23 protein-coding genes are annotated in these 21,016 nt (G+C 69.3%); 9 read left to right on the top strand and 14 right to left on the bottom strand.

Going from position 1 to position 21,016, the window contains the following annotated elements:
* Positions 1-61: 61 nt before the first annotated feature.
* From accB to EV675_RS28545, 4 genes are all read right to left on the bottom strand, one after another.
* Positions 62-523: an acetyl-CoA carboxylase biotin carboxyl carrier protein gene (gene accB, locus EV675_RS28560; protein ID WP_130362064.1), complete on the bottom strand. Its 462-nt coding sequence runs from the start codon at positions 521-523 to the stop codon at positions 62-64.
* A 22-nt stretch (positions 524-545) separates the two neighbouring features.
* The gene (gene aroQ, locus EV675_RS28555) at positions 546-980 is read right to left on the bottom strand and encodes a type II 3-dehydroquinate dehydratase (RefSeq protein ID WP_130362063.1); all 435 of its coding nucleotides are present in this window, start codon (positions 978-980) and stop codon (positions 546-548) included.
* A gap of 138 nt (positions 981-1,118) precedes the next feature.
* The gene (locus tag EV675_RS28550) at positions 1,119-1,649 is read right to left on the bottom strand and encodes a TlpA family protein disulfide reductase (protein ID WP_242621648.1); all 531 of its coding nucleotides are present in this window, start codon (positions 1,647-1,649) and stop codon (positions 1,119-1,121) included.
* Between the two features lie 77 nt (positions 1,650-1,726).
* Positions 1,727-2,344: a hypothetical protein gene (locus tag EV675_RS28545; RefSeq protein ID WP_130362061.1), complete on the bottom strand. Its 618-nt coding sequence runs from the start codon at positions 2,342-2,344 to the stop codon at positions 1,727-1,729.
* Positions 2,345-2,456: 112 nt separating this feature from the next.
* Here EV675_RS28545 and mpl point away from each other — a divergent pair, with 112 nt between their 5' ends.
* From mpl to EV675_RS28530, 3 genes are read left to right on the top strand one after another with little or no spacing between them, the layout of a single operon-like run.
* Positions 2,457-3,857, top strand: coding sequence for a UDP-N-acetylmuramate:L-alanyl-gamma-D-glutamyl-meso-diaminopimelate ligase (mpl, locus tag EV675_RS28540; protein WP_130362060.1), 1,401 nt, complete (start codon positions 2,457-2,459; stop codon positions 3,855-3,857).
* Positions 3,854-4,468: a YqiA/YcfP family alpha/beta fold hydrolase gene (locus EV675_RS28535; protein WP_130362059.1), complete on the top strand. Its 615-nt coding sequence runs from the start codon at positions 3,854-3,856 to the stop codon at positions 4,466-4,468. The genes mpl and EV675_RS28535 overlap by 4 nt, the downstream gene beginning before the upstream one ends.
* 7 nt (positions 4,469-4,475) lie before the next feature.
* Positions 4,476-6,527, top strand: a complete 2,052-nt coding sequence (locus EV675_RS28530) for a ribonuclease catalytic domain-containing protein (protein WP_130362058.1) — start codon at positions 4,476-4,478, stop codon at positions 6,525-6,527.
* A 39-nt stretch (positions 6,528-6,566) separates the two neighbouring features.
* On the opposite strand, the gene EV675_RS28525 is transcribed toward EV675_RS28530, so the two are convergent.
* Genes EV675_RS28525 through EV675_RS28505 form a run of 5 tightly spaced genes read right to left on the bottom strand, consistent with a single transcriptional unit; the run spans position 6,567 to position 10,841 of the window.
* Positions 6,567-7,220, bottom strand: a complete 654-nt coding sequence (locus EV675_RS28525; RefSeq protein WP_130362057.1) for a GntR family transcriptional regulator — start codon at positions 7,218-7,220, stop codon at positions 6,567-6,569.
* A 32-nt stretch (positions 7,221-7,252) separates the two neighbouring features.
* Positions 7,253-7,669, bottom strand: a complete 417-nt coding sequence (locus EV675_RS28520) for a RidA family protein (RefSeq protein ID WP_087841697.1) — start codon at positions 7,667-7,669, stop codon at positions 7,253-7,255.
* Between the two features lie 22 nt (positions 7,670-7,691).
* Positions 7,692-8,627 carry an alpha/beta hydrolase gene (locus tag EV675_RS28515; RefSeq protein ID WP_242621647.1) on the bottom strand — a complete coding sequence of 312 codons (936 nt, stop codon included), beginning with the start codon at positions 8,625-8,627 and terminating at the stop codon, positions 7,692-7,694.
* Positions 8,614-9,834, bottom strand: coding sequence for an FAD-dependent oxidoreductase (locus EV675_RS28510; RefSeq protein WP_207222074.1), 1,221 nt, complete (start codon positions 9,832-9,834; stop codon positions 8,614-8,616). The genes EV675_RS28515 and EV675_RS28510 overlap by 14 nt, the downstream gene beginning before the upstream one ends.
* Before the next feature lie 14 nt (positions 9,835-9,848).
* Positions 9,849-10,841, bottom strand: coding sequence for a Bug family tripartite tricarboxylate transporter substrate binding protein (locus EV675_RS28505; RefSeq protein WP_130362056.1), 993 nt, complete (start codon positions 10,839-10,841; stop codon positions 9,849-9,851).
* Positions 10,842-11,059: 218 nt separating this feature from the next.
* Here EV675_RS28505 and EV675_RS28500 point away from each other — a divergent pair, with 218 nt between their 5' ends.
* From EV675_RS28500 to mgtE, 6 genes are all read left to right on the top strand, one after another.
* The gene (locus EV675_RS28500; RefSeq protein ID WP_124691180.1) at positions 11,060-11,467 is read left to right on the top strand and encodes a VOC family protein; all 408 of its coding nucleotides are present in this window, start codon (positions 11,060-11,062) and stop codon (positions 11,465-11,467) included.
* A 60-nt stretch (positions 11,468-11,527) separates the two neighbouring features.
* Positions 11,528-12,478 (top strand): 2-hydroxyacid dehydrogenase, encoded by a 951-nt coding sequence (locus EV675_RS28495; RefSeq protein WP_130362055.1) that lies wholly within the window; start codon positions 11,528-11,530, stop codon positions 12,476-12,478.
* A gap of 17 nt (positions 12,479-12,495) precedes the next feature.
* Complete coding sequence (locus tag EV675_RS28490) at positions 12,496-13,482, top strand: energy transducer TonB (RefSeq protein ID WP_242621646.1); 987 nt, start codon at positions 12,496-12,498, stop codon at positions 13,480-13,482.
* Entirely contained in the window at positions 13,482-14,321 is an 840-nt protein-coding gene (gene aroE, locus EV675_RS28485; RefSeq protein WP_130362054.1) for a shikimate dehydrogenase, read from the top strand. Before EV675_RS28490 ends, aroE begins: the two co-directional genes overlap by 1 nt.
* Before the next feature lie 64 nt (positions 14,322-14,385).
* On the top strand, positions 14,386-15,108 hold the full coding sequence (gene mtgA, locus EV675_RS28480; protein ID WP_207222081.1) for a monofunctional biosynthetic peptidoglycan transglycosylase: 723 nt from the start codon (positions 14,386-14,388) through the stop codon (positions 15,106-15,108).
* 254 nt (positions 15,109-15,362) lie between these two features.
* A complete protein-coding gene (gene mgtE, locus EV675_RS28475; RefSeq protein WP_124691185.1) occupies positions 15,363-16,832 on the top strand; it encodes a magnesium transporter in 1,470 nt (489 codons plus the stop codon).
* Between the two features lie 4 nt (positions 16,833-16,836).
* Here mgtE and EV675_RS28470 read toward each other — a convergent pair whose 3' ends face one another.
* Genes EV675_RS28470 through EV675_RS28450 form a run of 5 tightly spaced genes read right to left on the bottom strand, consistent with a single transcriptional unit; the run spans position 16,837 to position 21,007 of the window.
* Positions 16,837-17,514 carry a 4-carboxy-4-hydroxy-2-oxoadipate aldolase/oxaloacetate decarboxylase gene (locus EV675_RS28470; RefSeq protein WP_130362052.1) on the bottom strand — a complete coding sequence of 226 codons (678 nt, stop codon included), beginning with the start codon at positions 17,512-17,514 and terminating at the stop codon, positions 16,837-16,839.
* Positions 17,511-18,161, bottom strand: a complete 651-nt coding sequence (locus tag EV675_RS28465) for an RraA family protein (RefSeq protein WP_130362051.1) — start codon at positions 18,159-18,161, stop codon at positions 17,511-17,513. The genes EV675_RS28470 and EV675_RS28465 overlap by 4 nt, the downstream gene beginning before the upstream one ends.
* A gap of 35 nt (positions 18,162-18,196) precedes the next feature.
* A complete protein-coding gene (locus EV675_RS28460) occupies positions 18,197-18,865 on the bottom strand; it encodes an RraA family protein (protein ID WP_130362050.1) in 669 nt (222 codons plus the stop codon).
* A gap of 30 nt (positions 18,866-18,895) precedes the next feature.
* Positions 18,896-19,903 (bottom strand): DODA-type extradiol aromatic ring-opening family dioxygenase, encoded by a 1,008-nt coding sequence (locus EV675_RS28455; protein WP_165404826.1) that lies wholly within the window; start codon positions 19,901-19,903, stop codon positions 18,896-18,898.
* Positions 19,904-19,948: 45 nt separating this feature from the next.
* The gene (locus EV675_RS28450; protein ID WP_130362048.1) at positions 19,949-21,007 is read right to left on the bottom strand and encodes a CobW family GTP-binding protein; all 1,059 of its coding nucleotides are present in this window, start codon (positions 21,005-21,007) and stop codon (positions 19,949-19,951) included.
* Positions 21,008-21,016: the final 9 nt, after the last annotated feature.

Here is a 21,016-nt window from a genome sequence, read left to right as displayed (position 1 = left end):
CTGATAACACGGTTTGGAGCGCATCAACGGGCAAGGTGTCGATGCGCATGGTGTCGACCGGTCAGCCGATCACGAACAGGGGTTGGCCGAATTCGACCGGCTGGCCATTCTCGACCAGGATTTCCTTGATGGTGCCGGCCTTGTCCGCCTCGATCTCGTTGAGCAGCTTCATGGCCTCGATGATGCACAGGGGATCGCCTTCCTTGACGGCCTGGCCCACGTCCACGAACGCCGCGGCGCCCGGATTGGGCGCGCGGTAGAAGGTGCCGACCATGGGCGACTTGACGACGTGGCCCTGGGCCACGACGGGCGCCGGGGCGGGCGCGGCTTCGGCGGCCGGAGCCGGCGCGGCGGCGGCCTGCGGCATGACCTGATAGGCCTGGACAGCCGGCCCGGCGGTGAACTGGCCACCCTGCGCGAACTTGACGATGCGCACCTTGCCCTCGCCTTCGGTGATCTCCAGCTCGGCGATGCCGGACTCGGCAACCAGGTCGATCAAGGTTTTCAGTTTTCTAAGATCCATGGGGGTTCCCCAGTAATTTTCTTCAATGCGACAGCGCGTAGCGCACGGCCGCTTCATAGCCATCGACGCCCAGCCCGGCGATCACGCCCACGGCCAGGTCGGAAAAATACGAACGGTGCCTGAAGGCTTCCCGCTTGTGCACGTTCGACAAATGGACTTCGATGAACGGCACCGCCACCGCCGCAAGCGCGTCCCGGACCGCCACGCTGGTATGCGTGTAGGCCGCCGGATTGATCACGATGAAGTCGACACCTTCGCCCGCCGCCGCCTGGATGCGGTCGACCAGCGCACCTTCATGGTTGCTCTGGAACGAGGCGAGCGATGCGCCGTGCTGCTGCGCCAGGGCCAGCAGACGGGCATCGATGTCGGCCAGCGTCGTCGCACCATAGATACCGGGCTCGCGCGTGCCGAGCAGATTCAGATTCGGGCCGTGCAGAACCAGGATGCGATGGGCCATATGCCTGCGATGCGATACGGAAGGGCGCGATTTTTACGCAAAACACGCCGTATTGTCTATCAATTGTAACGAATTCGACGATTCCGCCTATGTCGGGAACATCCTGACCCGGGTATGCCCCGGGGGTCCGGACAGCGCTCAGGCGGGCTTGAGCACACCCCGCAGGGTGTCGGGCTTGATCCGGCCGGAATACTGATGGATTACTCCCCCTTTTTCGTCGATCACCACCGTATACGGCAGGCCGCCGCTGCCGTTGCCCAGCTCGCGCGCCAGTTCCGTACCGACATTGCCGGCGACCAGCAAAGGATAACCCACGGGCACCTTTTCGACGAATTTCCGCATGTTGGCGGCCGAATCGATGCCGATCCCGACAAACTGCGCCGTATTGGCGAATTCCTTGTGCAGCATGTCCAGTTCCGGCATCTCGTCCACGCAGGGCGGGCACCAGGTCGCCCAGAAATTCACCACCAGGCGCTGTCCCCGCCATTGCTGGAACGGATAGGAACGGCCGTCCAGCCCCTCCAGCGTCTGCGCGTACAGGATGTTCACCGCCCGGTCGGACGCGGCGTCGGGCGCCAGACGCCACCAGGCCACGCCACCGCCCACCAGGGCCGCCGCGACGCCCGTGCCGCCGTACACCAGCAGCCGGCGGCGAGAAAATTCGCTCACTGGACTACCCTCCTGTCGCTGCGCGACATCCTCCCCGCGGGAGGTCGCGCGCCCTTCGGGCGGCCGGGCGGGCGCGCTCATGCCGTTTCCCCCTGCACCCGCCCCTCGACGTCGTCCAGCAGCCGGGCCACGGCCCGCGCGTCGCCGCGCTCGGCGCGGCCGTCCGGGCCGGGCTTCAAGGCGCCGCGCAGCGCCAGGCCATCATAGATACTCAACATGACGCCTTCCTCCTGCCAGAGGAAGTACAGGGCCTCGACCTTGCCGCGGCCGCGGAAATCCGGGCGTTCGCCCACTTCGTATTTGATGCCATGGTTCAGGAGGAATATCTCGACTTCCTTGGATGAGTCGGCGAAGCACTGCAGGGCGATGTCGGAATGCTCGCCCGCGGTGCCGTTCCAGACAGGACCGACCAGGTAGGGCTGGAATCGTTCCAGCAGGTCCATGACCGACAGCGCTACCCGCCGCAGCCTGGCCAGGCGCGCGGGCTGGGTATCCCCCATGAACAAGGCCTGATATTCGCGGACCTCGCTTTCTATTTCGTCATTGTCCGGCAGCACGTCGCCGCGGGGCAGGCTGCCCGCCCCAACCAGTTGCTTGACCGCCTTGCGCTTGGCCGTGCTGTAGTCCAGCCCGTCTTCGGCGATCATCCGGGCCGCGGCGGCGGCGATTTCCTGGCGCAAAGAAGAAAACGACATGATTGCTCCGAGGAGGTGACCCCGACATCATACTTCGTCCCCGCCCCGGCCCGCGGCGGCCCGGACGGGCCCGGGCGTCTACAATCCATGCCTCGACCGGAAGCAGGCAACCATGCATCTACACATACTCGGCATCTGCGGCACCTTCATGGGCGGCCTGGCGCTGATCGCGCGGGCGGCCGGGCACCGCGTCACCGGCTGCGACGCCGGCGTCTACCCGCCCATGAGCACCCAGCTCATGGAACAGGGCATCGAACTGATCGAAGGCTTCGACGCGAGCCAGACGGCGCTCGCGCCGGACCTGTTCGTGGTCGGCAACGTGGTCAGCCGCGGCAACCCGTTGATGGAAGCCATCCTGAACGAGGGCCTGCCCTACACGTCCGGCCCGCAGTGGCTGGGCGAGCACGTCCTGCCCGGCCAGCACGTGCTGGCCGTGGCCGGCACGCACGGCAAGACGACGACGACCTCGATGCTGGCCTGGATCCTGGAGTCGGCCGGCCTGCGGCCTTCCTTCCTGGTGGGCGGCGTGCCGCAGGACTTCGGCGTGTCGGCGCGCCTCTCGCCCGGCCGGGGCGCCGGGCGGCCGGTATTCGCCATCGAGGCCGACGAGTACGACACGGCCTTCTTCGACAAACGCTCGAAGTTCGTCCACTACCGGCCCCGCACCGCCATCCTGAACAACCTGGAATACGATCACGCCGACATCTTCCCGGATCTGGCCGCGATCGAAACCCAATTCCACCACCTGGTGCGGACCATCCCCGGCCAGGGGCGGATCGTCGCGCCCACCCGGACACCCGCCATCGACCGGGTGCTGGCGCGCGGATGCTGGTCGGAGACGGTCACGTTCGGCCCCGACGGCGACTGGCAGGCGGGCCCGGAAGACGCCTCGGGCACCTTCGAGGTCGCACACCGGGGCACGTCCGCGGGCCGCGTGGCCTGGACGCTGAGCGGCGAGCACAATCGGATGAACGCCCTGGCGGCCATCGCGGCGGCCGAGCACGTAGGCGTCGCCCCTGCCGACGCCGTGGCGGCCCTGAGCCGCTTCGCCGGGGTCAAGCGCCGCATGGAGCTGCGTGGCACCGTGAACGGCGTGCGGGTCTACGACGATTTCGCCCACCATCCCACCGCCATCGCCACCACCCTGGCGGGCCTGCGCGCCCGGGTGCCGGGCGCGCGCATCCTGGCCGTGCTGGAGCCGCGCTCGAACACCATGAAGCTGGGCGCCATGAAGGCCCAGTTGCCCGGCTCGCTGCGGGACGCCGACCTGGTGTTCTGCTTCGGGGCCCAGGACGGCAAGCACGCGCTGGGCTGGGACCCGGCCGAGGCGCTGGCGCCGCTGGGCGACCGGGCCAGCGGCTGGTCGGACCTGCCAGCCATGGTCGCGGCCATCGCGGCCGCCGCGCGCCCCGGCGACCACGTCGTGGTCATGAGCAACGGCGGCTTCGGCGGCGTGCACGACAAGCTGCTGCGGGCGCTGCGCGAGCGCACCCCCGGCGCCGGGCCGGCATGATGCTGCTCTACCTGCACGGATTCCGGTCCTCGCCCGCCTCGGCCAAGGCGCGGCAGCTGGCGCAGGCCATGGCCGAACGCGGCCGCCGGCGCGAATGGGCCTGCCCGCAGCTGCCGGCCAGCCCACGCTCGGCCATGGAGCTGGCCGAGCCGCTGGCGCGCGACATGCAGCGGCATGCGCGCGCGAACGGCGGCGAGTTGACCCTGGTGGGATCCTCGCTGGGCGGCTACTACGCCACCTGGCTGGCCGAACGGCTGGGGTGCCGCGCCGCGCTGCTCAACCCCGTCGTGCATGGGGCTCGCGATCTCGTCACGCAGGTGGGCGAACACCTGTCCTACCACGACGGCCAGCCCTTCAGCTTCACGGCCGGCCACGTGGACGAGCTGCGCGCCTACGCGGTCGCGCGCATCACCCGTCCCTCCCGCTACTATCTATTGGCGGCCACCGGCGACGAAGTGCTGGATTGGCGCGAGATGCGCGACCACTACGCGGGCGCGCGGCAACACATCATCGAAGGCGGCGACCACGGTATTTCCGACTTCGAGCATTACCTGCCCGGCGTCCTGGCTTTCGCCGACGCCGCGGCAGACGACGAATCCATTCCTGGGTAAACACACGATGCATGTCCTCTACGAGGATGACGGCGGGTTCAAGGCCGCCACTGTCCTGAGCGAAACCGATACCAGCCTGCAGGTCGAGGCGGCCAGCGGCAAGCGCAGCAAGATCAAGAAATCCGCCGTCATCGTGCGTTTCGAACAGCCCTCGCCCGAGGCCCTGCTCAAGGAGGCCGACGCGGCCTCGCAGGAGCTGGACCTGGAATTCCTGTGGGAATGCGCGCCCAAGGACGACTTCGACATCCCCGTGCTGGCCGAGGAATACCACGGCCACCCGCCCACCCCGGTGGAACAGGCCGCCATGCTGCTGCGCGTGCACGGCGCGCCGGTCTATTTCCACCGCCGCGGCAAGGGCAAGTACCGCCCCGCCCCGCCCGACATCCTGGCGGCCGCGCTGGCCGCCCTGGAAAAGAAGAAGCGCCAGGCCGAGCAGCAGCAGGCCTGGGTGGACGAGATCAAGGCCGGCACCCTGCCCGAGCCGCTGGCCCGGCAGGCCGAGACCCTGCTGTTCAAGCCCGACAAGAACACCCTGGAATGGAAGGCGCTGGACGCCGCCTGCACCCAGCTGCAAAAGCGCCCCGAGCGGCTGCTGATGGACCTGGGCGCCTTCCCCAGCGCGATCGCCATCCACAAGCGCCGCTTCTATACCCAGCAGTTCCCGCGCGGCACGGGCTTCGCCCCGGCCGAGGTGCCCGCCATCACGCGCGAGCTGCCGCTGGCCGAGGTCGAAGCCTATTCGGTGGACGACATCACGACCACCGAGATCGACGATGCGCTGTCGGTGCAGGCGCTGGACGACGGCCGGCTTCGGGTCGGCATCCACATCGCCGCCCCGGCCCTGGCCGTCACGCGCGACAGCGACCTGGACGCGCTGGCCCGCGCCCGCATGTCCACCGTCTACATGCCGGGCGCCAAGATCCCGATGCAGCCCGACGAGGTGATCGCCGCCTTCTCGCTGGACGCCGGCCGGCCCGTGCCCGCGCTGTCGCTGTACGTCGTCGCCCATCCCGACACCGGCGAGATCCTGTCGCACGAGTCGCGCATCGAGCGCATCGTCGTGCGCGAGAACCTGCGCCACAACACGCTGGACGATCTGGTCAGCGAGGAACAGCTGGACGACCCCGCCGCCGAGCTGCCCTACGGCCACGTCTTCCGCCCGCTGTGGCGGCTGGCCAAGGCCCTGTCCCGGCGCCGCGACGAGGTCCGCGGCAAGCCCGAGTCGAACAACCGGGTCGATTTCAGCTTCTACGTGGACGGCGACCCCGACCACCCCGAGTCGGCCCACGTGCGCATCGAGCAGCGCAAGCGCAACGCGCCGCTGGACCGGCTGGTGGCCGAATACATGATACTGGCCAACAACCTCTGGGGCGGGCTGCTGTCGTCCTGCGGGGTGCCGGGCATCTACCGCTCGCAGCAGATGGGCCGGGTGCGGATGGGGACCGCCGCGGCGCCCCACGATTCGATAGGCGTGCCGCAGTACGCCTGGTGCACTTCGCCGCTGCGGCGCTATGTGGACCTGGTCAACCAGGGCCAGTTGATCGCCGCCATCGAACACGGCGTATCGGCACGCCTGGTCGCCCCGTTCAAGCCGCGCGAGGCCGACCTGTACGCCGTCATCAGCGCCTTCGAGGCCAAGTACGGCGCCTATGCCGATTTCCAGCAGGCCATGGAGCGCTTCTGGTGCCTGCGCTGGATCAAACAGCAGGGCCTGCGCCGGATCGAAGCCGTGGTCCTGCGCGAGGACCTCGTCAGGTTGAAGGACGCCCCCTTCTATACCCGCGTGGGAACCCTGCCGGAACTGGAACGCGGCCGGCACGTCCTGCTGGAAGTCATGGGCGACGACGAACTCGACCTGAGCCTGGACTGCCGCTTCCTGGACGTGGTGGATGCGCAGGGAGAGGCCGAGGACATCGAGGACGAACCGGCGACGGCCGAGGCCGCGGTCGAAATCGCCGAGACCGATGCGGCGGACGGCCCCGATGCCGGCGACCTGCGCCTGGACGACGCGGGCGCGCCCGCCCCGGACGAGGGGCCGAAGCCGGAAGAAGGGGCCTGAGCCCCCTGGCCGCGGCGGCCGCCTGCCGGCCCCGCGGACTCAGGCGTCCTCGTCCTGGCGCGAGCGGATCAGCCGCAGCACGTGGTTGCTGAGGCGGGCGTGGTGGCTGCGCATGGCGTTGTACGCCGCCTCGCAGTCGCCGCCCAGGATGGCCTTGACGATGGGCTCGTGCTCGTCGTGCGACACCGACAGCCGGTCGTTCACGTGGGCCTGGGCCTGGCGGAACGGCGCCAGCCGCTCGCGCAGGTCGGCCACCATCGAGGCCAGCACCTCGTTGTGAGCGCCGGCCAGGATCTGGGCGTGGAACTGGCGGTTGTTGTTCAGATAACCGGCGACGTCCTCGTTCCGGGCGAACTCGGCGCTCTGTTCGTAGATGAACTCGAGCTCCTTCTTCTCCATGGCCGTCATGCATTCGGCCGCGCGCCGCGCGCACAGCGCCTCCAGCTCGCAGTCGGCCTCCAGCAGCTTGGCCAGCTCCTTGACGCCGATGGAGGCGACCACCACGCCGCGGCGCGGCATCACCTCCACCAGCCCCCGGCTGCCCAGTTCGCGCAGGGCCTCGCGGATAGGCGTGCGGGACACGTTGAACTTCTCGGCCAGCGACCGTTCCTCGAGCTTGGTACCCGGCGGATAGGTGCCGTCGATGATTTGTTCAGCCAGTTGCTTGGAGATCTTGGAGGAAATCGTGGACATGACTACCCGATTGGTCAGTAGGCCGCATGCGGTCACGGCCGGGGCCGGCATGCCACCACTTTCATCTCGACGATCATGTCGGGACGCGGAAGCTCGCTGACCGCCACCGTGGTGCGGGTGGGGCCGCCTGCATCGAAATACTCGCCGTAGACCGCATTGTATTTCGGGAAGTCCTTCATATCGGTCAGGAATACCAGGATGTCGATGCAGTCGGCCAGGGTCGCGCCGGCCTCGGCCAGGGTGGCCCGCACGTTTTCGATCACCACCCGGGTCTGGACCTCGATGTCGCGGGTCACGCTGCCGTCGGCATGGCGGGTGGTGCCGGCGATGGAGCCGTCGGGCAGCCGGGCGCTGATGCCGGACAGGTAGATGCTGTCGCCCATCGTCTTGTAGTGGGGATACTTGCCCAGCGGCTGGGCGCGGGTGGCCAGCGTGGCGGAATCGCTCATGGAAACCTCGAAGAAGGGGAAATCAGATGCTGCGGAAGAAGTCCAGGATCTCGCGGCCCAGCGTTTCCTCGCCACTGTCGAAGTGGGCGACGATGGACGTATGGTTGTGCCGCATCATCTGCACGAAGCGCGGGACGTAGCCGCGCGCGCGGGCCACGCGCTGGCAGAACTCCAGCCCGTACAGGTCCAGGTAGGGATTCTCGTATTGCGCGATGGCGATCATCACCGGCAGGTCCGACTCGGCGGCATAGGCCATGGGCGAGTCGGCCTCATGGCGAACCGGATCGGTGCCGAAGTAGGCCTCGACCGCGCGGGCGTTGGGGTTGCCCGGCAGCGTATCGGCCCGCAGGCGCGCGCTGACCAGCACCGCGCCCAGCACGCCGGTGTCGGGCCGGTAGCCCCGGCGCGGATCGAAGCAATAGGTGGCCACGTGCGTGCCGCCGGCCGAATGCCCGATCAGGAACATGCGGCGCGGGTTGCCGCCGTAGGCGGACACGTTCTCGGCCAGCCAGCGCACGGCGGCGGCCACGTCGTCGGCGCCGCCCGGGAACGGCGCCTCGCCCGCCAGGCGGTATTCCATGTTGACCGCCACCATGCCCTGGCGCGCGAACCAGTACGACACGTTGTCGTAGATGTGGCCGTTGGAACTCTTGGACCCGCGGATGAAGGCACCGCCGTGCACGAAGACCACGACGTCGGCATCGCGCGCGCCGTCGGGCGTGAAGATATCCAGCACCTGGCGCGCGCTGCCGCCGTACGGCAGGTCGCGCGCGACGGCGATCCCGTCCTTGGGCGCCGCCGCCACCAGCGGCGAGTACAGCTTGACGACCAGGTCGCGGAAACGGTTGATGTCGGTGCCCCAGACAGGGCCGGCGCGCTCGAGTTCGGCGGCCTGCTCGGGCGGCAGGCTGCCCAGCGTGCGGGTGGGATCGATCATGGTGTCCTCAGGTGATGGCATTGGCGGTTTCCAGGCTCTCCAGCAGCGAGGCGCGGCGCATGTACTGCCGCGCGCCGGCCGGATCGTCCGCGATGCGAGCCAGCTCCTCGAATTTCTTCTGGCGGCTGGGCTCGTCTTTTTCTTCCAGCATTTTCTTGTTGGCGATGGTCTGCGCCTGCACGAAGGCCACTGCGGCATGGCGCCGCTGGCGGCTGTACTGGTCCAGCAGCGCGTCGTCCGCGCCCCGCAGCACCGCGCCCAGCTTGCCGGCCAGGTTGATGGCGTCATGGATGCCGCCATTCATGCCCATGCCGCCGATGGGATTGTTGACGTGCGCGGCGTCGCCGGCCAGCAGCAGCCGGCCGCGCCGGAAGGTCTGCGCCACGCGCTGGTTCACGCCATAGACATTGCAGTAGGCGACCTCGTAGCGGCCCGCCTTGGGGAAGAACTTCTGCAGCCGGGCCTCGACGCCCCTGTCGCTCAGCGCCTCTTCCTCGGACTCGTCCACGCGGGTCGGGAAGATGGCGCGCCACAGCCCTTCCCCGGCCTCGCCCCGGACCTTGAACAGGTTGCACCACTCATCCGGATCGGAGAAGTAGTTGCGGTAGGCGTAGTCGGGATGGGCCTCCTGGAAATCGAAGCTGGTGGCAATCTTGATGAAACGTTCCTGATAGGTGAAGCCTTCGAACGGAATGCCGGCAGCCTTGCGCACCGTGCTGCGCCCGCCGTCGGCGCCGATCAGGTAGGCGCCGCGATAGCGCCGGATGCCGTCGGGCCCGCGGGCGGCGATCTCGACGTGGTCGTCGTGCTCCTCGACCTGCCCGACCGCATGCCCGTAGCGTACGTCGAAGTCCGACTCGTCGGCATACTGCTGGGCGATGTCGCCCGTCAGCTTGTACTGCTCGTACTGCAGCACGAAGGGAAAGCGGAAGACGTCCGCCATCCGGCGCAGGTCGAACTCCGCGATCAGCTTCCCGCTGACCCGGTCGCGGTACTGGTAGGTCTCGGACACCAGCCCGCGCGGCACGATGGTCCGGGTCACGTCCAGCTCGTCCAGCATTTCCAGCGTGGTCGGGTGGATGGACGCGGCGCGCTGGTCCTTGACCGGACCGGGCTCCTGCTCGAACACGGTCACCGGTATGCCCTGCCGGTTCAGCGCCAGCGCGCACACCATGCCCACGGGGCCGGCTCCGACGATAAGAACGCGCTGCTTGTCTGCTTGCATCATGGTCCTCCTCCAGGTTACTCGGGTTTGATGCCGGCCATCTCGATCATCGGCTTCCACACTTCGATGTCGCGGCGGATGCGCTGGGCGAACTGCTCCTTGACCTCGGGCAGCGGGGTGATGCCGGCGTCCTCCAGCTTCTTGCGGAAGGCTGGGTCGGCCAGGGCCGCCAGCACCGCGGCGGCGATCCGGTCCACGGCCTGCGCCGGCATGCCCGCCGGCCCCAGCAGTCCGTTCCAGGTCTCGACCTCGGGAATGCCGGGCACCGCTTCGGCCAGCGCCGGCACGTCCGGCAGCTGCTTGACCCGGTTCTTGCTGGACACGCCCAGCAGCCGCACGCGCGCGTCGCGGGCATAGGGCACGACCTCGGACAGGTTGCCGGAATACATGTCGATCTGGCCGGCCACCACGTCGCCCAGCGCCAGCGACGCCCCCTTGTACGGCACCTCCACCACGTCGATGCCGGTGTACTTGGCGAAGACCAGCGCCGACAGGTGCGTCAGCCCGCCCACGCCGGCGTTCCCCATGTTGAGCTTGCCGGGATGCTGCTTGGCATAGGCGATCAGTTCCTTCACGTCCCGCGCCGGCACGCGCGCGTTGACCGTGATCACGAACGGATTGCCGCCCACGTTGGCGATGGGCACGAAGTCCTTCACCGGGTTGTAGCGGATCTTGTTGGTGAACGGCGCCGTGGATATCTGCGTAAGGGTGCCCATGAACAGGGTGTAGCCGTCGGCCGGCGAACGCGCCACGTACTCCGCGGCGATCAGGCCCGCCGCTCCCGCCTTGTTGTCGACCACCACCGGCACGTGCAGGGCCTTGGCAAGCTGCTCGCCGATCAGGCGCGCCATCAGGTCCGTGTTGCCGCCCGGTGCATAGGGCACCACGATGGTGATGGGCCGCACCGGCCAGGAGGGTGCGGCCGCGCCGGCCGTGGATGCCGCCCCCGATGCCGCCATGGCCAGGGCCACGGCCCCCGCCTTCATGCAAGACCTGCGTTGCTTGTTCATTCCGAGCTCCATATTGGGTGGGGTGGCCGACCGCGCACTCGCCCGAGGCGCCGCGCCACACGGAGACATCCGATGCAACTTACATGCCAAATCAATTTTAGGTATTCAATAAATCGACAACAAAAATCCTTTTTTAATTTTGGTATACCTGTAATATAGAATGGAACACCAAAAAATGGGAAGCCCCATTTTCATCCCTTGAACGACCAGGAGCACTCATGGAAAAACTCAGGCACATCGCCCTCTCGGTGGAAGATCCCGAAGCCGCCGCCCAATTCTTCGAAAAGGCCTTCGGCATGACGCGCGCCGGCAAGGCCATGCGGGGCGTCTACATGACGGACGGCGTCATGAACGTGGCGCTGCTGAACTTCGCCAACGAAACCGTGCCCGGCTACGCGGGCCTGAAGGACGTGCGCGGCGTGATCCACTTCGGCATGTGGGTCGACGACCTGGAAGCCGCCGAGAAGCGCATCACCGAAGCCGGCGGCACCTACCTGACCGGCCGCAAGGAAACCGACCCCAACGTGTTTTATGAGGTCAAATACCGGATGCCGGACGGCACGGTCTTCGACATCACGGAAAATGGCTGGAAGGGCGCCGTGAAGGAAGTCAAGCCGGCCGGCTGAAACGGTCCGAGCCCATGCGCCGCGCGCGGCGCACCGCCCCATCCCTGGAAACCATCACCCATGACCCGACACGTCCTGACCACCATCCCCCTGCCGCCCGCGCTGCGCGACGGTATCGCGCGCCACTATCACCTGCACGAGAGCGCATCGGACTTCGGCGACGGCGCCCCCGCCGACGTCGAAGCGGTGGTCACCAACGGTTCGATCGGCCTGAGCGCCGCCCAGATGGACAGGCTGCCCCGCCTGCGCGTGATCTGCTCCATGGGCGCCGGCACCGAGAACATCGACATCGCCGGTGCCCATGCCCGGGGCATCGTGGTCACGAACGCCCCCGGCGCCAATGCCGCCACGGTGGCCGACCATGCGATCGGCCTGGCCCTCGCGGTCGCGCGGGGCCTGCGCAGCCTGGGCAACCGGCTGGCCCGCGGCGAGGCCTGGGCCTCGCTGCGCGCGCCCCGCGCCAGCCTGAACAAATCCCGGGTGGGCATCATCGGACTGGGCCAGATCGGCCGGATGGTGGCCGAGCGCGCCGCCGCCTGCGGGGCCGACATCGGCTACCACAACCCTTCCCCCAAGCCCGGCGCGCCCGGCACCTACTACGCCGACCCGCTGGAACTCGCCCGCAACAGCGATTTCCTGTTCGCCTGCTGCCCCGGCGGCCCACGCACGCGCCACCTGCTGAACCGCGAGATGTTCCAGGCCCTGGGACCCGGCGGCGTCGTCGTCAACGTCGCGCGCGGATCGGTGCTCAAGACCGACGACCTGCTCGAGGCGCTGCGCGCCGGGCAGCTGGCCGGCGCCGGCCTGGACGTGCTCGAGGAAGAACCCGAGCCGCCCGCCGCGCTGCTGGCCGAGCTGACGGGCATGGACAACGTGGTGCTGACGCCCCACATCTCGGGCCGCTCGCCCGCGGCCATCCTGGTGCAGCTCGACATGATGCTGGAAAGCCTGGAAGACGGCCTGGCCGGCCGCCCGCCGCGCTACGCCGTGCGGCCATCCGCTCCCGCCTGACGCTTTACAATCGCGGGGTGTCGCATCCCCCCGCTCCCCCCCTCCTCCCTGACGGCAAGCCCGCGGCCTCCGGCCCCCGGCCTTCTTCCACGCAGGATCCGCTGCCGCGCCGGCTGCGGCGCGCCGGCGCGCGCGTTCTCGACCAACTGGCCGAGGACTGGACCACTCGCCCCGACCGGCGCTACCTGATGAGTGCGCTGGCGATCTCGCTGTTCGCCCACCTCATCCTGTTCGCGCTGCATTTCACGGCGCCCGGCCCCACGCGCCCCGAGCGCGACGACGGACTGGAAGTGGTGTTGCTGAACGCCGGCACCGGCCACGCCCCGGCCCAGGCCCAGTTGCGGGCACAGGTCGCCAGCGATGGCGGCGGCGATGCCGAGTCCGGGCACGCCAAGGCGCCGGTGCCGCACGCGGCCGCCAGCCGCGACGGCCGGTTGCTGGCCGAACTGCAGCAGCGCCAGGCCGCGCTCGAGGCCGAGCAGCGCCGCCTGACGGCCTCGCTGGCGCGCGACCACGGCCAGGCGCCCACGCCTCCCGGCCCGCTGGGCGCGCCGGCCCCCGAACGCAACCCCACCCAGGTCCGAGCGGAGCAGCTTGCCCGCCAGTTCGCCGAGATATCCCAGCGCGTCGACGACTACAACAAGCGCCCGCGCCGGCACTTCTTCGCCCCGTCCACCTCGGAATACCGTTTCGCGGTGTACGTCGAGCAATGGCGTCAGCGGGTCGAGACGCTGGGCAACCAGAACTATCCGGCGGCGGCCCGCGGCAGGGTGTACGGCTCGCTGCGCATGACGGTATATATACGCAGCGACGGCACCGTCGAGCGCATGGACATCGACAAGCCTTCGGAACATAAAATACTCAACGATGCGGCCAGGCGCATCGTCGCGCTGGCCACGCCGTTCGCCCCGTTCCCGCCCCAGATCGCGCGCGACACCGACGTGCTGGCCATCACGCGCACCTGGTACTTCACCAACGACAAGCTACTCGCGAAACCCGGCTGATGTCCTCCGCTCCCACCCGCTACGCCGTCATCGGCAACCCCGTCGCCCACAGCAAATCGCCCTGGATACACGCGCGGTTCGCCGAGCAGACCGGCCAGCATCTCACCTACGAGGCCATCTGCGCGCCCATCGACGACTTTCCCGCCCAGGTGGCCGCGTTCTTCGCGGCTGGCGGCGGCGGCCTGAACGTGACCGTCCCCTTCAAGCTGCAGGCCTTCGAGCTGGCGCGCGCCCACCTGAGCCCCCGCGCCACGGCGGCCGGGGCGGTCAACACGCTGTGGATGGCGGACGGACGGCTGCACGGCTGCAATACCGACGGCGTCGGCCTGATCGCCGACCTGCGCCGGCTGGGCACCCGCCTGGCCGGTGCGCGCGTGCTGCTGGCCGGGGCCGGCGGCGCCGCGCGCGGCATCCTGCTGCCGCTGATCGAGGCCGGCTGCGCCCGGATAGACATCGCCAACCGCACGGCGGCCCGCGCCGAAGAACTGGCTGCAGCGTTCCCGGCCGGACAGGCCATGCTGCGCGGCAGCGGCTATGCCGACCTGCGGGCCGGGGGCGGCTGGGACCTCGTGATCAACGCCACCGCCAGCAGCCTGGACGACCAGGCCCCGCCGCTGCCCGTCGGCGCCTACGCCCCGGGCGCGATGGCCTACGACCTGATGTACGCCGCCCGCCCCACCGCCTTCCTGCGCCAGGCCATGGCCGACGGCGCCTCGGCCACCGCCGACGGCCTGGGCATGCTGGTCGGCCAGGCGGCCGAGAGCTTCCACATCTGGCGCGGCGTGCGGCCCGATCCGGCGCCGGTCCTGGCCGCGCTGCGCCAGTTGCTGTCCTCCTGACATGCCGCCCCGCCGCCCCACGCGCTCGACCCGCCGCCGTCCGCTGGCCGCCCGCGTCGCGGGCATGGCCATGCGCCTGGTGCTGGCCGCTGTGGCGCTGGTGCTGCTGTACCAGGTCTGGCTGTTCGGCTGGGTGCTCTGGTATGCCTACGTGCCGCCGGGCTCGACCTCGGTCATGCGCAGCGAATTGTCGCGGCTGCAGGAACGGGATCCCCACCGCCGCCTGAACTACCAGTGGGTGGACTACGGCCGCATCAGCAACAACCTCAAGCGCGCCGCGGTGGCCGCCGAGGACGCCAATTTCCTGGAGCATGGCGGCATAGACTGGAACGCGGTCGAGAAGGCCTACGACCACAACCGCCAACTGGCCGAGGCCGCCGAACGCGCGCTGGCGCGCGGCCGCAAGCCACCCACGCGGCCCATGCGCGGCGGCTCCACCATCACCCAGCAGGTCGCCAAGAACCTGTTCCTGTCCAACTCCCGCAACTACCTGCGCAAAGGCCAGGAGGTGGTCATCACTTACATGATCGAACTGGTCATGACCAAACAGCGCATCCTGGAGCTGTACCTGAACATCGCCGAATGGGGCGAAGGCGTCTTCGGCGCCGAGGCCGCGGCCCGCCACTATTTCAATACCTCGGCCTCCAACCTGTCGTCCTACCAGGCCGCGCGGCTGGCCTCCATGCTGCCCAGGCCCCGCTTCTACGACAAGAACCGGGGCTCGGCCTACCTCGCCTCGCGTACCGACCGTCTGCTGCGCTGGATGCCGGGCGCGGCCATTCCGTGACACATTTGCAACCAAGCGCGCCAACCGGCCGGGCCACGCAGACGAATGTCATGCGGCGCGCGTACAATTGCCGCGTCGTCAACTTCGCAGTGCATGCGTGCTGCTTTCCCGGTATGGCCTCACAGCCACGACCTAGACCCTTACTACCAGCCGGACTTTTGTTCCCCGGCCCGCGTTCGAGCCCCATCTGAGTCCGCCTGCGTCAGGCGCCAGACCCAAGGCCCGTGCGGGGCCGTCTTGTGTTTTCCCGCGCGATGGTCGAACAAGCAACCCAACTCAAATCGCTCGAGCGCAACCGGCTCGAACCCGAAGACGCCCAGGAAGCCCTGGAGCACGTCCAGGAACTGCTGCGACGCCAGCACCTGGTCGAAGAACTGGTCCACCGGCAGGAAGCCGGCGATACCCGCGCCCCGCTGGTCGAGGCCCTGGTCCATCGCCAGCATGACGCCGAACTCGGCGCGCTGCTCGAGGACCTGCATCCGGCCGACATCGCCTTCATCCTCGAATCGCTGCCCAAGGAAGACCGGCAGGCGGTCTGGCAACTGGTCCGCCCCGAACGGGCCGGCGAGATCCTGCTCGAAGTGGCCGACTGGGTCCGCGAGTCGCTCATCTCGACCATGGACCAGGAGGAACTGGTCGCCGCGACCGAGAACCTCGAGGCCGACGAGCTGGCCGACCTGGCCCCCGACCTGCCGCCCGAGGTGGTGGCCGAGGTCCAGAAAGGCCTGACCGACGAGGAACGCGCCCGCCTGACCGAAGTCATGAGCTACCCCGAGGATTCGGTCGGGGCCATCATGGACTTCGAGATGGTCCGCGTGCGCAACGACGTCACGCTGGAAGTGGTGCTGCGCTACCTGCGGCGCCTGCAGGAACTGCCCGACCACACCGACCAGATCTTCGTGGTCGACCGGCACGACAAGCTGATGGGCAGCCTGGCCATCAACCGCCTCATCGTCAGCGACCCCGAGACGCAGGTGGCCGACGTGATGGAAACCGAGATCCTGACCCTGGCGCCGCTGGACGAGGCCGACGAGGCCGCCGCCGCGTTCGAGCGCTACGACCTGGTGTCGGCGCCGGTGGTGGACGCCGTGGGCCGCCTGATCGGGCGCGTGACCGTGAACGAGGTGGTGGACGTGATCCGCGAGGCCTCGGACGAGCAGGCGCTGTCCAAGGCCGGTCTGCAGGAGGAAGACATCTTCGCGCCCATCCCGCAGGCCATCCGCAACCGCGCGCCCTGGCTGCTGGTCAACCTGTGCACCGCCTCGACCGCCGCCTTCGTCGCCTCGCGCTTCGAGGACACCGTGGGCCACATCGTCATCCTGGCCTTCCTGATGTCCATCGTCGCGGGCATAGGCGGCAACTCCGGCAACCAGACCATGACCCTGATCATCCGGGCGCTGGCGGTGGGCCGCATCAACTCGGCCAACGTCGGCAAGCTGGTGCGGCGCGAGCTGGAGATCGCATTGGTGGTGGGGCTGGGCGGCGGCGCGGTGGCGGCCTTGTTCGCCTGGGCGATCTCGGGCCGCTACTCGCTCGGCCTCGTCATGATGGCCGCCATGGCCCTGAACCTGCTGGTCGGCGCCTGCATAGGCATGCTGGTCCCCCTGACCCGCAGCCGCTTCGGCAAGGACCCCGCCATCGGCTCCTCGGTCCTGCTGACCTTCGCGACCGACACCATGGGGTTCTTCATCTTCCTGGGCCTGGCGACGCTGTTCCTCCTATAGCCGGTCACCGGTTCCAGTTATAGATGTCCAGGGAGTTTTCACCTGCCGCCAGGCGCTCGATGATGCGGGCCTCGTCCTCCTCGCGCTGGCGGGCCTTGGCCAGGACCTCGTCGATGCGGGCCCGGGGGATGGCGACGACGCCGTCGGTGTCGCCGACGATCAGGTCGCCCGGCTGCACGGTGACGTCGCCGAACAGCGTCGGCGCGTTGATCCAGCCGCGCGCGTCGAAGTCCTTGCCCGTGCCCCGTATGCACAGGCCGCGCGCGAAGACGGGAAAACCGAAGCGCTCCAGGATGGCGCCGTCGCGCACGCAGCCGTCGATGACCAGCCCCGCCAGGCCGCGGGCGCGGGCCGCCTGCGACATGACCTCGCCCCAGTAGCCGGCCTCGTAGTGGCCGCCGACGTGCACCACCAGCACGTCGCCCGGCCGGGCGGCGACGATGGCGCGGTGCAGCCACAGGTTGTCGGCCGGCGGCGACTGCACCGTGACGGCGGCGCCGCAGATGCGGAACGACGGATGCACCGGCTTGATCGCCGACGGCAGCGCGCCGATCTTGCCGGCGGCTTCGTGCAGGGTCGAACTGGGTAGCAGCGCGGCCTGCTCCAGCTGGTCCGGGCCGGGCCGCTCGATGTCCACCGTGACGGTGGGCAGCGACATGAACGGAAAACGGCTCTGGTTCATTTCTTCCTCGTCTGCAGGGTGTGGTAGCCGAATTCGCGCCGCGCCTCGTCCAGGCGCATGCCGCCCCGCACCGCCTCGCGGATGCGGTCCTCGACCATCGCGATCTCCTCGGCCGCCGCCAGCACGGCTTGCTCGTGCACCTGCGGCACCACGATCAGCCCGTCGGCGTCGCCGCGCAACAGGTCGCCCGGCGCGACGCGGGCGTTGCCGATGTTGACCGGCACGTTGGTGGCCTCGACCTGCACGCGGTCCTTGCCGGTGCGCATCCAGTGGTCGCGGCTGAAGACGGGATAGCCCAGGTCCATGCACAGCGACACGTCGCGGCAGACGCCGTCGATCACGGTGCCGCCCAGTTTCCGGCGGTGGGCGATCTCGGTCATGATGTCGCCCCACACGGTGCAGTCCACCCTGCCGCCGTTGTCCAGCACCACGACGTGGCCATCGGGCACGTCGTCGATGAAGTCGCCCACCGTGCCCGGCGGCGTGGAAGCGGGGCCATACAGGATGGTGAAGGCGCGCCCCGCCAGGCGGAAGCCGGCGGTGCGGGGCTTGATGCCGTGGCACTGGCCCTGGATGCCCAGGCGGTCCAGCGCATCGCTCAGCGTGGCGGTGTCCAGCTTGGCGATGCGTTCTACATTCTTGTCCATGTCGTCTCCGATTGTTCCCGATTGCCGATCCGCGCTCAGCGGGCCAGCATGTTTTCGTAGTTGGCGCCCATCACGTCGGTGATGCGGCGGCCGGCCATCAGCGCGCGGGCCATGGCGGCCTCGCGCGCGGCGATTTCCTCGGCCACGCGCAGCACGGCCTCGGCCTGGGCCGCCGGTATGAACACCGCGCCGCTGCTGTCGGCCACCGCGTAGTCGCCGGCCTCGACGGTCACCTCGCCGATCCGCACCGGCACGTTGGTGCCCGCCTCGGCCACCCGGCCGCGCGCGGTGAACGCGGTGGTGGCGCGCGCGTAGATGGGGAAGTCGTACTCGTGCGCCTCGTCGGCGTCGCGCACCGGGCCGTCGGCGATCACGCCCGCCAGGCCGCGCAGCTTCGCGCCCAGCGACAGGATGCCGCCCCACGACCCCGCGTCCACGCCCGTGCGCTGCTCGACGACGACGATGTCCCCGGGCTCTGCCGCTTCGATGGCGGTCGTGCCCAGGTGCCGGGGCGGCCCGTCGTGGCGCGGCGCCTGCGACGCCTCGACCAGCTTGAGCGTCACCACCCGCCCGGCGATGCGACGGCTGGCGGCGCGCCTGGGCAGGCCCGTCACCGTTCCCTTCAGGCCCAGCTTGTCCAGCGCGTCCGAGAAGGCGCAGCTGTCGATGCGCTGCATGCGCCGCACGATGTCCTTGCTATCCATGTCTTGCTTTCCCTTGGTTCTTGCGCCGCGTCACTGCCACGACGCGAAGGCCATGCCACTGCCCGTTCCGGCCTCGGTCCGGTAGCACGGCACGTAGTCGATCACTTCCATCTTGCGGCCCAGGTCGTTCATGGCCGCCACCAGCGGATACCAGCTCTTGATCTCGCAGGTGTTGCCCTCGAAATGCGACTCGGGCACCGCGGCCAGCGCCGCCTCGTCGCCCCGGCCCATGGCATCCAGGATCCGGCGGTCCAGTTCCTCGTCCACGACGAAGTGCGTGAAGCCGCCCGAGGCCACGATCGCCACCCGCAGATCGGACGGCAGGGCCGCGATGCCCTTGGCCAGCGCGTGCCCCATCTGCAGGCAGCGCCGCGTGAGCGGCCGGTTGGGCGGCACGCCCACGTTGGTGAAGACGGGCACCGACGGCGGCGGCGCGTCTTCCATGATGCGGCGGTAGATGAAGCCGAAGGCGTGGGGAATGCCATGCTGGCGGTCCACGCCGCCGGGCAGCCGGTACGAGACCGCCACGTCGAAGGACTCGGCCACCAGGGTCTGTACCAGGCTTTCGGCCGTCCCCTTGTCACCCGGGTAGACCGCGCCCCCCGGCGGGCAGTGGCCTTCCTCGGCCACCGCGACGCCGGGCGGCAGGCGCCGGACCTGTTCTTCGGACAGCGGGGTGTTGGGGATCTCCTCGCCGGCATAGACGGTGAAACCGGCGGTCAGGTCCTCGCGGAAGACCTCGCGCTGGTCGTTGCCCAGGATGATGGCCACGTCCGGCCGCGCGGCGCGGAAGCGCCGCGCCATCTCGTCCAGCGCCCGCTGGCAGGCGTCGTGGCGCAGTTGCCGCTGCGGCAGGCTGGCCTCGTCATGGAAGCCCGGCTGCCGTTCGGCCAGCAGCGCGGCGTAGTCCATCTGCCTGCCGCGATACCAGTGCCGCTTGTTCTCGCGATCGGCGCCCGCGCGCAGGTCCCACATGTCCGGCGGCGTCGCCAGCAGGGGGCCGTGCGAGCACGCCAGCGCGCACACTACCTCAGCCATTTCCATCTCCTTGGGTCACGGCGTGCGTTCGATTCATTGTCATGGTCAGTCCTCGGCCATGGCCAGGGCGAGCGCATCGGCGATCACCTCCCGGTCCAGGCCCTTGGTGATGAACACCAGGCGGGAATCGCGATCCTCGTCGGGCCACCGCGCCAGCGTGACGGGATCGTGGAACAGGTGCTGCACCGCGTGCACGGCGACCGGCGCGCTTTCGTTCCGCAGGTTCAGCAGGCCCTTCATCCGCAGCAGGGCATCGCCGTGGAAATAGGCCAGCCCGCCCAGCCAGGCGCTCACGCGCTCCCAGTCCAGGGGCTGGTCGAAACGGAAGGCGTGCGTGCGGATGCCGGCGTCGTGCCGGCCCGGCCTGCCCGCATGGCCGCAATCCGGGCCGCAGACGTGGCGCACGGCGTCGGCCAGGTAGCCGCCCGGCTCCGGCTCGTCGCAGGAGCCGGCCGCGCGATGCCGGGGCAGCGCGCCCACCTCGAACAGGCGCGCCGGATCCACCTCGCCGCGATCGGCGCGCACCACGTCGGCCTCGGGATTCAGTTGCGCCAGCCGCCGCAGCAGCGCTCCGGTGCGGGCTTCGTCGGCCAGGTCGGTCTTGGTCAGCACCAGCCTGTCGGCCACCGCCGCCTGCTTCACGGATTCGGGCTGGCGATCGAGCTGGGCTTCCCCGTTGACTGCATCGATGGTCGAGATGACGCTGTCCAGCGCATACAGCCGGCGGACATCGGCATGCTTGAGCAGCGAATGGATGATGGGCGCGGGATCGGCCAGCCCGGTGGTCTCGATCACGACCCGGCGAAAGGCCGGGATCTCGCCCCGCTCGCGCTTGTCGTGCAGCTCGCGCAGCGTGGCCGCCAGGTCGTCGCGTATCGTGCAGCAGACGCAGCCGCTGGCCAGCAGCACGGCCTCGCCGCTGACGGCCTCGACCAGATGGTGGTCCAGGCCGATTTCGCCGAACTCGTTGATGATGACCGCGGTGTCTGCCATGCCGGGATGGCGGATCAGGCGGCCCAGCAGCGTGGTCTTGCCGCTGCCCAGGAAGCCCGTCAGCAGCGATACGGGGGTGCGCAGCGCGGGCGCGATGGCGGTCGTGCTCATGTCCGTCCC

The organism is Pigmentiphaga kullae, assembly GCF_004216695.1.
In the GTDB taxonomy this organism is placed as follows: Bacteria; Pseudomonadota; Gammaproteobacteria; order Burkholderiales; family Burkholderiaceae_B; genus Pigmentiphaga; species Pigmentiphaga kullae.
The sequence above is the reverse complement of the archived record's forward strand: the minus strand, read 5'-3'. Positions and strand labels throughout refer to the sequence as shown.